This is a genomic window from Sphingomonas sp., assembly GCF_041661825.1.
In the GTDB taxonomy this organism is placed as follows: domain Bacteria; phylum Pseudomonadota; class Alphaproteobacteria; order Sphingomonadales; family Sphingomonadaceae; genus Sphingomonas.
Map to the genome: position 1 here is coordinate 64,778 of NZ_JBAZTU010000008.1, position 12,623 is coordinate 77,400.

Genomic DNA, 12,623 nt, shown 5'->3' on the forward strand with positions numbered 1-12,623 from the left:
CCGTATTCTTCCCTAAGCGAATCGTTGAGCGCGCGAGAGGCCGGGACACGCTATTTACGACGGCATGTTCCAACCGTCCGACGAGTATTGACCGATGATCAATCCTATCAGCACGGGACGCACCGAGCGGGTCTCGCTCGGGGGAATCGATGGCGGCAATGGCGGCCCCGGCACGCTTGCCGCCGCGGCGATGACCACCCTGTCCAGCCGCGTCGCGACGACGCTGACGGGCCAGCTCGGGCTGGTCGATCCCGATGCGCGCGGCGGCCATCCCGGTGGATCGGCCAATGATGCGTACGGTGTCGGGCAGGTCGCGGCCGAGCTGTCGGCGTCGCTCGGCGGCGGCCCGGCCGATACCGGGCGGCTTACCCGCGCGCTGCACGAATTCACCAGCGAGGTCGCCGCCTTGATCGCGGCCAAACCGCACAGCAGCGTGCTTGGCATGGTCGCCGGGCTGCACTTCAATCTGGTCGACCATGACGGCCGGCCAGGCTCGACCGATGCGGACTATGCCTTCGCCGCCATCCAGGCAGGGATCTTCCGCCTGCGCGAGGATGCGCCCTGGTGACCGATCCGGTCGCCTCGTCGGCCATCGACAGCATCAGCATCACGCTCTCCGACGACGCGACCCCGATGGTCGCGAGCGTCGTGCTGCTCGATCCGATCGCCGCCCCCGCCGATGCCGCCGCGATGCTGCCCGAGACGGCCGATATCGCGCTCTATGTCGCGCCGGCCGAGGGCCTGCCCGCCATGTCCGGCCCGCCAGCGTTCGAGGTAAAGGCGGTGTCGATCGGCGGGATCATGTTCGAGCTTGGCGACGGCTATACCTTGACGATCGATGAGGCGACCTCGTCGATCTACGTCACCAATGCCGAAACCGGGGAGTCGCTGCTGGTCTGGGGTGCGGCGGAGATCGCGCTCGACGGCGCCGATGCCGCGCGCTTCTGGGGCACGACCAGCGTCGAGCTGGGCAACGGCACGAAGATCACGATGGAGACCGCGGTCGATGCCGCGATCGCCGACCTGTACCGCCTCGACAAGCTGACCGTCACTCGCGACGACCGGGCGATGGTGATCACCGGCGTGTCGGAGGAGACCCTGGGCGACCTGACGGTCGAGCAGAGCTTCGACGGCGAAGCGATCGACGCGGCGACGCGCGACGGGCTGACCATCGTCACCGACATCACCGGCCGGTGGAGCGACGAATATGGCAATGCCGTCACGCAGGCCGTGTTGAAGCAAACCGCGCCCGGCCGCCGCTACGGCCCGGGCCGGACCACGCTCAGCTTGGGCGAGATCTCCAAAGCGATCTCGAGCTTCGTTACCTATAACCAGATCGACTCGCTGATGCTGACGATCGGCCGCAACCGGGTCGACGAGCCGGGAGGGCGCGACCGGAGCGCCGAAGTCCACCGCGCCATCGCGCTTTATGCCGGGGGGAACGCCCGTCTCGATGGCGCCTGAACGCCGACGCGGCCGACGCGAATCTCGCGTCGCAACAGGCGTTCGTTCAGCTGCTCGCTCCACTGCACCGCCATCGCCGGCGGCACGGCGGTGGCGGGGATCAGCAGCACGTTGATCTGCCCGGCGAGATTGCGGCCGAGCACGGCGCCCTCGATGCGATAGGCGCCGAGCGGCAGCGAGAGCTGGACCTGCGGCTCAGCGCCGCCCTTTGTCACTTCGGCAATGGCAGCGGCGATGCGGTCGAGATGCGCGTGGAGCATCGCATCGACATCGCCTGCCGTCGCCGGCGCCTCCGCCATCGGGGCCGCGGCGAGATCGCGCGGCATGGCGAGCGCGGCGAAGACATTGTCGTCGGCAGTCTGCTTCTTCGTCTTGCCCGCATTGCGGGTCAGCGCATCGGCAAAGGCACGCTTCTGCGCGGGCTGGGGCTCGGGCTGTGGGTTATGGGCCGGGCGGGGCGACGGCGTGTAGCTCGGCCGGGGCGGTGGGGCGGCGTTCATGACATATGGCTCCGGACGGTCATCGGCATATCGGCTTCGAGCCGGTCCTCGACGCGGCGCTGCTCGACCCGGATCGCGGCGCGGCGATGGTCGGCGATGGTGTCGCTGCGCAGCTGGTGGCGGCCGACCGCGCGGAATGCCTCGCCATGGGCGTCGCGGGCGAGGTCGAGCCGCATATGCCGCTCGGCGACATAAGCTGCCGCGCCGGCCTCCAGCGCGATGCTATGGTCGAGCCATAGCCGCGCCTGGCTGCACGCCGGCGTGCGGGTGAAGGCCTGGCGCGCTTCGGCCCGGGCGGCGATTGCAGCGGCATGGTCGGCGCGGGCGCGGTCGAGCGCGGCGGCAGCCTCTTCGGCGGCGGCCAGCGCATCGGCGGCAGCGCGCGACAGGCGCAGCCCACGGACGCGGGCGATCTGCGCGAGCCTCGGCCCGCCCGGATCAACGGCCATGATCGATCTCCTCGAAAGGGCGCAGCCGCGCCACGCATTCGGCGAGCGTCGCCGATTCGTGGCGGGTCTGGCGCAGGAAAGCATTGATCGCGCCGCGTTCAGCCAGGGCGCGGTCGGCGAGCCGGTCGCGACCGGGCTCATATTCGCCCATCTGGACGAGCAGGTCGATTTCGTCGAGCTTGGCCAGCATCGCGCGCAAGCCGGTCGCCGCGCGCTGCTGCGCCGCCGGGGCAAGACGCGGGAACAGGCGCGACAGGCTGCCGAGAATGTCGATCGCCGGATAATGGCCGCGCGCGGCGAGCTTGCGCGACAGGACGATATGGCCGTCGAGCAGCGAGCGCACTTCCTCGCCCACCGGGTCGCCATCTTCGTCCTCGAGCAGCACGGTGTAGAGCGCCGTGATCGCGCCCGCCGCCGAGGTGCCGGTCCGCTCGAACAGCCGCGGCAGCTCCGCGAAGACGGAAGGAGGGAAGCCGCGGCGCACCGCCGGCTCGCCGGCCGCCAGCCCGATCTCGCGCAGAGCGCGGGCGAAGCGCGTGACACTGTCCATCAGCAGCAGCACGTGCCGGCCTTCCTCGCGCAGCCCCTCGGCGATGGCCGTGGCGACATGCGCCGCGCGCACGCGCTCCATCGCCGGCCGGTCCGAGGTCGCGACCACCACGACTGATCGCGCAAGTCCTTCCGGCCCCAGCGTCTCCTCGATGAACTCGCGTACTTCGCGCCCGCGCTCGCCGATCATCGCAATGACGATCGCGTCGCACCGCGCCTGGCGCGCGAGATTGGCGAGCAGCATGCTCTTGCCCACGCCGGCGCTGGCGAAGATACCGACGCGCTGGCCGATGCCGATGGTCAGCAGTCCGTCGATCGCGCGGATGCCGGTCTCCATCGCCGCATCGATCGGGCGGCGGTCCATCGGATTAGGCGAGGCCGCATGGATCGCGCGGTCACTGCCGCGGCGGACCGGGCCGAGCCCGTCGAGCGGCTGGAGCCGCGCATCGAGCACCCGGCCGAACATGTCGCTGCCGCACGGCGTGCGATCGTCGCCGCTGCGCAGGATCACGTCGCTGTCGAGCGACAGCCCGCGCAGATCGCCGAGCGGCGTCAGGATTGCGCCGCCATCGGCGAGGCCGATCACTTCGGCCCAGAGGGTGAAGCCGGTCTCGGGATCGACGATCTCGCAGCTTTCGCCGATGCGCGCGCGCACCCCGCTGACGCGCAGTGTCGTGCCGAGCGCGCCGACGATGCGGCCATGCTGCTCGAACATCGGCGCGGCGTCGAGCGCGCGGACCAGTGAAAGCGTGTCGGGCCGGCTGCTCACGCCTCGATTCCCCAGCGCCGGGCGAGCGCGTCGAGCTGGACCGACAGGCTGGCGATCACCTGGCCTGCGCTGGTGCGCAGCTGGCAGTCGGTGGAATAGAGTGTGGAATCCGCGATGATCGTGACATGCGTGAAGTCGGCAAGGCGCGGGGCGAGCCGGTCGGCCATGTCGGGCGCGACGGAGATGGTCACCGGGCCCTCGCCGGGCAGCCGGGCAAGCGTGCGCTCGACCATCAGCGGGACGAGCGTCTCGTCATCGATCTCACCCACGATCGCGCGAACCGCGGCATGGGCCGCCTCGGCAACCGCAGCGCGGCGGGCCTCTTCATGCCGTTCGATCGCGGCGGCGAAATCGGCGAGCTGTTCGGCGATATGCTCGCCGGCCGCTGCCGTCGCCTCGGCCAGGCCCTCGGCGCGGCCGGCGGCGCGCGCGTTCTCGGCGTCGCTGGAGGCCCGATCGCGGATCGCTGCGCTCGCCTGAAGTAGCGCGACGGCGTCGGTGAAATCCACCCGCTGGGCACGCTTGATCACGGCCGTGCCGCTGGCGAGCAACGCGCGATCGTCGGCATGGATCAGATGGAAGGTCATGCCAGCGCAGCCACGATCCTGCTGGCGCGTGCGGCGAGGTCTCGCGCCTGGGGATCATCGAGTGCGTCGGGGAAGCGCTGTGCGAAGGGCAGCGGCAGCGCGGCATGAAGCAGCGCACGGCCCTCGGCATGGAGGCGCTCCGGTTGTGGGAGCGGCAGGTTGTTGACCCGGTCGGGGGCCGGTGCTTCGCAGGCCGCGTCCAGCAGGTCCTCGCCGACAGCGGCCGCCAGCGCGGCCAGCCGGGCGCCCGACAATTCGGCATCGATCGCGCGGCGGTAGCGCAGCAACGCGGCAAGAATCGCGATGCGATGCTGCTCGCCCGGTTCGGCCGACAGCCAGTCGGGGACCTTGGCGATATCGGCGAAACGCGGGCCGGGCTTGCCCGCGCGCCGTCGCGCGAAGCGCGCACCACGCCCGTCGCCGGCTGCTTCGACAAGGATCGCGTAGCGCCGGCGCCGGGTCGCCCCTCTCACGAGCGCACCCTATCCGGCACGCCGCCCCGGACGCGTCGCATGCGCCAGAGCGCGCGGCCGGCAAAGGCGAGCAGCAATGCCGCGACGATCGCCGCGAGGGTGCGCACCAGCGTCGATACCGAGACCATGCCCTGGCTTTCCGGCACCACCGGCAGGCTCTGCGCCGGCACCATCACTACGGAGACCCGGTCATAGGTCAGTCCGTCGATCGCGTTGGTGACGAGTGACTTGATCGCGCCGGTCTGGCTGCGCAGGTCGAATCCGGTGCGGTATTTGACGAACACCGATGCCGCCGACGGCTTGGCCTCGCGCGACAGCGGGTCGGCCTCGGGCATGGTGAGATGGACGCGCGCCTGGACCACGCCGTCGATCTCGCTGATCGTCCGGCTCAGCTCCTGCGACAGGCCGTAGATCAGCCGGGCGCGTTCCTCGAGCGGGGTGGAGGTGAAGCCCTCCTTCTTGAATACCGATCCAAGCGAATCGTAATTCTCGCGCGGCAGGCCATGCGCGCGCAGCGTCTCGACCGCGCGGGCGAATTCGCCCTGGTCGACCGTGATGCTCCAATTGTCCTTCTCGCCCGCGACCTTGTGCGCCGGGATGCCGGCCTGGTTCAATACCGCCAGCATTTCGTTGGCGGCCGGCTCGGTCAGCTTGCCATAGACTTCCTGCCGGCTGCAGCCGGCCAGGGTGAGCGCGGCGAGCAGCAGCAGGGGCGCGGCGAGGCGCCCCCGCCACGACGATCCGAAGGACCCAGCCGCGCTCATTGCTGCTTGAACAATTGCTGGACGCCGTCCGAGCTGCGGTTGGCGATGTTCGAGGTGAGCTGCGCCTGGAACATGAATTCCGAGCATTTCATGGTGAGCTGGACCATCTCGCCCGGGGTCAGCTGCCCGCCGCTCGCTTCGGCATTGGCGGCGTAGCGCGAGACGGCGCGGGCCTGGATGTTGACCTGGTCGAGCGCGTTGAACATGCCCTTGAGCGCCGGGGGGATCGGGCCGGCCTGAACCGTGCCCTGGACCTCGCCCAGCTTTTCCAGCGCATGGTGGAAACGCCCTTCGACCGTCGGGCTCACGCCCGAGACGCCGGCGCTGCCGCCGCCCGGCGGGAGCAGGTCGAAGGCCCGGCCGGCGGTGGCGGAGGAGCCGCCCGCACCGGCGGCTGACGCGGCGAGCGCGCCGATCGCGTCGATGCTCATGGTCAGTTCTTTCGTGCCATGGTTTCGAGCGCCTTGGACACGCTGTCGATCGAGCTGTGCGAGCTGTTCGCCATGAAACTCATGCGCATCGATTCTGCGGTCAGCTGCGTGATGTCGGACGGTTTGTCGCCGCCTTGCGAGACCACGTCGGACTGAGCGGTGATGACATCGGCCTGGGTGTCCAACGCCTTGCCCCAGGCATTGGCAAAGGCCTCGAACCAGTTGCTCTTGCCGTCGCGGATGTCGTTGTCGCCCATGCCGCCCATCGCGGCGAGCGTGCCGAGCGAGGCACTGTTGATCGGGTTGGTCATGACTGCGCTCCTTCATTGGATCGGACGCCGGTTGCGTTGGTCTCGGTCCGGGCCGGCGGCGTTTCCGGACCCAGGATGAGTTCTTCGACCTGGCCGTCGCGCTCGAAGCTGACGCGGCCATTGCCGATGGTGATGATCTTGTGCCCGGTCGGCACCAGCGCGCCGGCGAACCAGCGCGTGCCGTCGACCGTGGTGATGTAACCGGGGTTGCCGTCGACAAAGGTCGCGAGGCCGTATTCGGAGCCCGAGAAGAAATATTGCAGGTCGCGGTCGCCGCGGCCGGCATCGGGGGCGAAGGCGACCTGAGTCACGCCCGGCACGTCGCGCTTGATCAACCCTTCGAGTTCCTTCTGGCGGTCGGCAGGCAGGAACTCGGCGGTGACGAGCAGGCTATGACCGCGCCGCGGCTTGGCCTCGCCGTCGACCCCCTGGGCGCGGAGCAAGTCGGTGGCCGAGGCAGCGAGCGCCTGCATCGTATCGACATCGACGATCGCCGATCCGATCCGATCCGAGACGAGCAGGCGCAGCCGGGCGAGTTCGGTATCGTCCTTGACGATGCCGTGGATCACCGTGCCGGACGATCCCTCGGTCAGTGCCAGGTCGCCGAACCCGGCGGCGGCAAGGACGGCGCGGTCGCTGGCGCTGCTGTGCAGCTGCTGGCCGATCCAGCGCGTCGCCGGGCCGGTCAGCGCGACGACCAGCAACAGCATCGCCGCGAGCAGGGTGTAGATCGGCCAGCGCCGGTCGAGCGACAGCGCGTCGCGCATCGGGTAGAAGCGGGTTGCGACACGCTCGCTCAGCGCGGCGCGCTCGTTGCAGGCTTCGCCCGGGACGGCGAGCATCGAGGAGAGGCGCTGAGTCTCTTCCCAGCGCTCCGAGGTCGGTTCGCCCACCGCGACGGCGAACCCGCCGAGCATCATCGGGATGAAGGCGGGTAGTGCGGTTTCCTCCCCAGGGCCGACCGGGCGGCCGAACAGCTGCGCCTCGCCCGCGACCACTCGCACCGTCGCGACGTCGTCGCCGAGATGAAGCTCGATCGACAGGCCGCGAGTCGAGGGATCGCGCAGCACGATATCGTGATCGAAGCCATGCCCGACCCGGACGAACTTGCCGCCGTGCAACCGATGCTCGGCACCCTTCAGCCGGCCGCTCAACACGCGCAGCACGGCGCCGCCGGCCATGGCGGGGGCGAAGGGGGCATTCACCGCTTGCGCTTCCCGGACTTGCCGGCATCGGCGAGCGCCTGGAGTGTTTCGAGCGGGATCGGCGTGGTGGCGGAGGCCGGCTGGAGCCCCGCCGCCGAATTTTGCGACAGGATGCGCGGGGTGATCAGGAAGATTCGCTCGACATGCTGCGCGCCCTTGCTGCGCTTGCGGAACGCCTGGCCGAGGATCGGGATGTCGCCGACGCCGGGGACCTTCGACTTGTAGTCATATTGAGTCTCGACGGTCATGCCGCCGATCAGCAGGCTCTCGCCCTGGCGGACCACCGCGCTGGTGTTGATGCTCGATTGCTTGACCGCAGGAATGCCGTCGACGATCAGCCCGGTGGGCGATCCGTCGAGGATTTCGATCGCGAGCCGTGTGCGCAGCTCGCCGCCGTCGAACAGCACCGAGGGGTTGACCCGCATCACCATGCCGGCGGTCACCGGGAACAGGTCGACCTGGCGGTCCCCGGCGACGCGCACATAATATTGCACCTGGTTGTTGAACACCGCGGGGATGTTGTTGAGCGTGCTCAACCGCGGGCGCGACACGACATGGAGCACGCCATTCTTCTCGAGCGCGGTGATGCGCAGCGAGAATCCGTTGAGCGAGCCGGTGAGATAGGTTGCCGCGAGGTTCGCCCCCGAGAAATTGCTGGTCGGATTGGACTGGGTGCCGCCGAACAAGGCCGCGAAGCCACCGTCGCGGAAGCCGAAATCGATGCCCAGGTCTTTGAGCTTGCTCGTGTCGAGCTCGAGAATCGTCGCCTCGATCTCGACCCCGCGCGGCTCGACATCGAGCGCCTTCACAATGTCCTCATAGACCGACATGGCCTCGGGGCGATCGCGGATCAGCACGGCATTGTTGGTCGGATCGACCTCGACGCGCGGGCCGTTGATGTCACGCGGCGCGGCCTCGCGTACCACGGTGGTGTCGAGCCCCGGCGTGCCCTGCTGGTCGAAGCTGCGCTGTGCCTCGTCGGGCGGCACGGCGTTCAGCCCGCGCCCGCCGAGCCGGGGCATCGACTGGCGCTCTAGGTCGAAATTGCCACTGGTCGATACGGTGTTGGACGGCCGGCCATCGCCCATCATGCCGCGCAGGATCGAGGCAACGCCCGGGATCACCACGGTACGGTCGAAGCTCTTCTGGATCGTGTCGTCGGCGCGGGCGTAGCGCATGTAGAAGATGCGCACTTCATAGGGCGATCGCGACGTCGCCGAGCTGAGCAGGCGGGATCGGACCGGCACGCTGCTCACCATTTCCATCGCCGCCGGGCCGAGCAGGGGCGAGATGATCGCTGCGTTGGACGGCGTGGTCGATGCCTGGACGATCGCCGGGTTGGCACGGGTGCTGCCGGCAAGCTGCGAGATACGGTCGAGGAAGGCGGGCACGCCGGTCGCGCTCACGGCGTTGGCCGACGCGGCGACGGTGTTGGCGCTGTCGATGATGCGCATCTTCTGCGCATCCTGCACGATGCCCGCGGGGTCCGCGGCGGCGAAGCTGCGCGACTGGATCTCGGCCCCGGTGTACACCCGGACGACGGCGCCGTCATAATAAGCGACCAGGTTGAAGGCGCGGGCGAATTGAGTCCAGATCGACTTGGGCGTGCCGACGAACACGCCGTTGATCTTGCCGTTGATCGCTGAACTCGTCTTCACCTTCAGCCCCGCCTGGCCGAACAGATCGGCGATCGCGGCGTCGACGCGCTGGTTGCGCGCGGTGACGGTGACCGTCTTGTCGGTGAACGGCGGCGCCTCGGCCGGCGCCATGGCCGGCGCAGCGATCGCGCAGGCCAGGAACAACAGGGGATGCAACGAACCTCGCGTCATTCGGCAAACTCGCGTTGCGCCTGGCTCGCCAGGCTCTCGGGGGCGGAATTGAGCTCGCCGACGATGTCCAGCGGGACGGCGGGGTTGAGCTCGTTGAAGGAAATCACCGGCACGTCGAACAGGTCGCCGGCGATGAGCAGGCGGAGCGGACGGCGCAGGTCCTGCGCGGTGAGGATCGCTCGGGCGCCGCTCGCCGCGACCTGTTCGGCCAGCAGCGTGTTGAGCGCGCGCATCTGGTGCGGGTTGATCGCAAGGCGCATCTGGCCGTCGACGGGGGTCAGCGTGTGGCGGATGATCTCTTCGAGAGTGTTGCCGACGATCAGCACGCGCAGCCGGCCCGCATCGCAGATCGGTGCGATCAGATGGCGGCGCATCGCGATGCGCACCCGCTCCGCCATCGGAACCGCTTCGCGCTCATACTGGCCGACATCGCCGATCGCTTCGATCGCGTCGCGGAAGTTGCGCAACGGCACCTTCTCCTCCGCGAGCAGGCGCAGCACTTCGCCGATGCGGCCGGTCGGCACCGCGCGCACGGCTTCCTTGACCACTTCGGGATGGCTTTCGCCGAGGCGGTTGAGCTGGTCGGTGATCTCCTGCAGCCCGAGGAACAGCACGAGATTGCGTTCGAGCAGCCGCTCGACATGCAGGCCGACGCGCATGGCAAGCTCGCTCGCCTCGACGCCGCCGCCGAGCGGCGCGTCATGTGCCGAGAGCGCCCAGCCATTGCCAGGGACGGTGCCCGCTGTGTCGGCAACGATGCGCAGGTCTGGGATGGCGACGCCGCTGCGTTCCTGAAGCGCAGCGATGCCGGTCCGGACCCGGCTCGCCAGGGCGGCGAATTCGGGCTGTTCGGCGGGCACGCCGACGGTGAGGCGCAGCGCGTCGAGCCGCGGCATTGCCTGGGCCACGATCGTCGTCTCGCCGGCCGGCACGCCATTGTCGGCGACCGCGAAGCCGAGTCGTTCGCGGATCATGCGGCCCGAGGTTGGGTGCGCCAGAGCACCGCCGCTGAGCAATGCCGCGGCAAGCGCGAAGAAGACGAGGGTCGGGAAGCCGGGGATCAGCCCAAGCAACAGGGTCAGCCCGCCCGCGATCAGCAGGACATGCGGCTTGCCCAGCAGTTGGCGCGAGATGGCGGGGCCGAGATCGCGGTCGCGATCCTCATCGGTGGTGCGGGTAACGAGCAGGCCCGCCGCCATCGCCGAGAACAGGGCGGGCACCTGCGCCACCAGCCCGTCGCCGATCGTCAGGATCGAAAAGGTGGTCGCCGCCGCGCTGGCCGACATGCCGTGATAGAGCATGCCGATCGCCAGGCCGCCGATCAGGTTGACCAGCACGATGATGATCGAGGCGATCGCATCGCCCTTCACGAACTTCATTGCACCGTCGAGGCTGCCATGGAGCTTGCTCTCCATCTCCAGCGTGCGGCGCTTCTCGCGCGCTTCGTCCTTGCTCAGGATGCCCGATCGCAGGTCGCTGTCGATCGACAGCTGCTTGCCGGGCATCGCATCCAGGCTGAACCGCGCCGCCACTTCGGCGACGCGCTCGGCGCCCTTCGAGATGACGATGAACTGGACGATGGTGATGATCAGGAACACCACCAGCCCGACGACCAGATTGCCGCCAGCGACCATCTCGCCGAATTGCTGGATGATCGCGCCGCCATCCATCTCGGTCAGGATCATGCGCGTTGTCGAGATGCTGATCGCCAGCCGGAACAGCGTCGACAGCAGCAGCACCGTCGGGAAGGTCGAGAAATCGAGCGGCTTCACGACGTACATCGCGCTCAGCAGCAACAGGATGCCGATCGTCATGTTGGTCGCGATCAGCACATCGAGCGCCAGCGGCGGCATCGGCACGATCATCAGCATGACGACCGCGACGACGACCCCGACCAGCAGGACATCGGCTGCGCGGATCGGCAGCGCCCGAAGGCGCGGGAAAGGAAGCGTCCGCGCCACGATCAGCGCCCCGCTACGGCCTGCTCGGCGACCAGCCGCTGGTAATTGGCGGTCACCTGGCGGACGTAATTCTGCGTCTCGGCATAGGGCGGGACCTGGTTGCCATATTTGCGCACCGCGCCTTCGCCGGCATTATAGGCAGCCAGAGTCAGCGAGAAATCGTTGAACCGGCCATAGAGGTGCCGGAGCAACCGCGCGCCGCCGTCGACATTGGCCTCGGCATTGGCGATCGACCCGCCCGGCACGTTGAGCATGCGCGCGGTGCCCGGCATCAGCTGCATCAGCCCGCGCGCGCCGGCCGAACTGGTCGCGTTGACCCGGTAGCGCGATTCCTGGGTGATGACGGCGTGGAGCAGCAGCGGATCGATCCGGTGGCGTGCCGCCACCCGGCCGATCACGGCGTCATAGGGGGTGGTGTAGGATGTCGGCTGCATGCCGAGGATCCGTTCGGCATCGATCGGCCCGGCCAGCGCCGCGAGCTCGACCGGCTCCTGCTTCTTCGGCGCGATCGCCGCGATACGGATAGGCGAAGGTTTGTCGTTGTCGCGGTCGGCAACCGTCATCGTCCCGGCCGCAGTGTGGTGCACCGTCGGTGCCTCGGGCGTTATCGTCCGATTGGCGGGCGCTTCATAGTCGGCGGGCGATGCGGGCGCGATGACGATGTTGGCGCATTGTGACAGCGTCTGAATGCCGGTGAGCGAGCCGGCGCCGGCGATGCGCAATGTCTCGCCGAGCGGGCAGGGCGGGGGTGGCGGCGCGCGATCCTTGGCGGCTGCTGGCTGAGTGACGCATGCCGCGCCGGCAATGAGCAAAAGGCCGGCATCGCGCGGCCAGCGGACGAGGTTTGCCATGTCGCATCGTTCTCCCGGCCATCGACCGCGAACGGCCCATGGGTTTCAGTACGATGCCCCACTGTTGCCGGGAGCCTGCTCAGTTTCCCGGCGCGATCAATAGCCTGCGAGCTAAATCTTTCATTTTCAAGTCACCTGGAAACATTTTGTTTGATTTGCATCAAGTACGACGAATCGCGCCAGTTGTGCGGCGAGTTGATGCATAGCGATGGAACTTTTTCGACGTAACGGCATCGAAACGGTAAGTGTTGATTTTCAGTTCGACGTATTACTTGCACGATTCACCGCCGTATCACTCTATACGCCCAGTACATAAGGCCGGAGTAACTGTAAAATCCTCGATTCGAATCATTGACCTGTAGCATAATATTGCTGAACGTAAGGCAACGCGGTTTTGCCCCACGAGCTGCGTGACTTTAGGCCTGCTCGGCTGACGAATGGGAATGGTCCGGCGCAATGTTGCGCCGGACGTTCCATTGT

The 12,623-nt window shown here is 68.3% G+C and carries 14 protein-coding genes; 2 read left to right on the forward strand and 12 right to left on the reverse strand.

The features are described from left to right. Window positions 1–94: 94 nt before the first annotated feature. Window positions 95–568 (forward strand): hypothetical protein, encoded by a 474-nt coding sequence (locus WC729_RS28825; RefSeq protein ID WP_372858209.1) that lies wholly within the window; start codon window positions 95–97, stop codon window positions 566–568. Continuing rightward, a complete protein-coding gene (locus WC729_RS28830; protein ID WP_372858211.1) occupies window positions 565–1,464 on the forward strand; it encodes a DUF1521 domain-containing protein in 900 nt (299 codons plus the stop codon). The genes WC729_RS28825 and WC729_RS28830 overlap by 4 nt, the downstream gene beginning before the upstream one ends. Here the strand turns inward: WC729_RS28830 and WC729_RS28835 are convergent. The 12 genes from WC729_RS28835 to WC729_RS28890 are packed head-to-tail and all read right to left on the reverse strand — an operon-like array spanning window position 1,428 to window position 12,143. Then, window positions 1,428–1,964 (reverse strand): hypothetical protein, encoded by a 537-nt coding sequence (locus tag WC729_RS28835; protein ID WP_372858212.1) that lies wholly within the window; start codon window positions 1,962–1,964, stop codon window positions 1,428–1,430. The two genes, WC729_RS28830 and WC729_RS28835, sit on opposite strands and share 37 nt — an antisense overlap. Continuing rightward, a complete protein-coding gene (locus tag WC729_RS28840; RefSeq protein WP_372858214.1) occupies window positions 1,961–2,413 on the reverse strand; it encodes a hypothetical protein in 453 nt (150 codons plus the stop codon). Before WC729_RS28840 ends, WC729_RS28835 begins: the two co-directional genes overlap by 4 nt. Further along, entirely contained in the window at window positions 2,403–3,731 is a 1,329-nt protein-coding gene (locus tag WC729_RS28845) for a FliI/YscN family ATPase (protein ID WP_372858216.1), read from the reverse strand. The genes WC729_RS28840 and WC729_RS28845 overlap by 11 nt, the downstream gene beginning before the upstream one ends. Further along, window positions 3,728–4,318 (reverse strand): FliH/SctL family protein, encoded by a 591-nt coding sequence (locus WC729_RS28850; protein ID WP_372858217.1) that lies wholly within the window; start codon window positions 4,316–4,318, stop codon window positions 3,728–3,730. Before WC729_RS28850 ends, WC729_RS28845 begins: the two co-directional genes overlap by 4 nt. Continuing rightward, window positions 4,315–4,791 carry a hypothetical protein gene (locus WC729_RS28855; RefSeq protein WP_372858219.1) on the reverse strand — a complete coding sequence of 159 codons (477 nt, stop codon included), beginning with the start codon at window positions 4,789–4,791 and terminating at the stop codon, window positions 4,315–4,317. Before WC729_RS28855 ends, WC729_RS28850 begins: the two co-directional genes overlap by 4 nt. Beyond that, a complete protein-coding gene (gene sctJ, locus WC729_RS28860; protein WP_372858220.1) occupies window positions 4,788–5,555 on the reverse strand; it encodes a type III secretion system inner membrane ring lipoprotein SctJ in 768 nt (255 codons plus the stop codon). Before sctJ ends, WC729_RS28855 begins: the two co-directional genes overlap by 4 nt. After that, on the reverse strand, window positions 5,552–5,986 hold the full coding sequence (locus tag WC729_RS28865; protein ID WP_372858221.1) for a hypothetical protein: 435 nt from the start codon (window positions 5,984–5,986) through the stop codon (window positions 5,552–5,554). Before WC729_RS28865 ends, sctJ begins: the two co-directional genes overlap by 4 nt. A gap of 2 nt (window positions 5,987–5,988) precedes the next feature. After that, entirely contained in the window at window positions 5,989–6,297 is a 309-nt protein-coding gene (locus WC729_RS28870; RefSeq protein ID WP_372858222.1) for a hypothetical protein, read from the reverse strand. Then, window positions 6,294–7,478 carry a hypothetical protein gene (locus tag WC729_RS28875; RefSeq protein ID WP_372858223.1) on the reverse strand — a complete coding sequence of 395 codons (1,185 nt, stop codon included), beginning with the start codon at window positions 7,476–7,478 and terminating at the stop codon, window positions 6,294–6,296. The genes WC729_RS28870 and WC729_RS28875 overlap by 4 nt, the downstream gene beginning before the upstream one ends. Before the next feature lie 20 nt (window positions 7,479–7,498). Then, window positions 7,499–9,331 carry a type III secretion system outer membrane ring subunit SctC gene (gene sctC, locus WC729_RS28880; RefSeq protein ID WP_372858224.1) on the reverse strand — a complete coding sequence of 611 codons (1,833 nt, stop codon included), beginning with the start codon at window positions 9,329–9,331 and terminating at the stop codon, window positions 7,499–7,501. Further along, window positions 9,328–11,292, reverse strand: a complete 1,965-nt coding sequence (locus WC729_RS28885) for an FHIPEP family type III secretion protein (protein WP_372858225.1) — start codon at window positions 11,290–11,292, stop codon at window positions 9,328–9,330. The genes sctC and WC729_RS28885 overlap by 4 nt, the downstream gene beginning before the upstream one ends. A gap of 2 nt (window positions 11,293–11,294) precedes the next feature. Beyond that, window positions 11,295–12,143 (reverse strand): lytic transglycosylase domain-containing protein, encoded by an 849-nt coding sequence (locus WC729_RS28890; protein WP_372858226.1) that lies wholly within the window; start codon window positions 12,141–12,143, stop codon window positions 11,295–11,297. Window positions 12,144–12,623 lie beyond the last annotated feature (480 nt).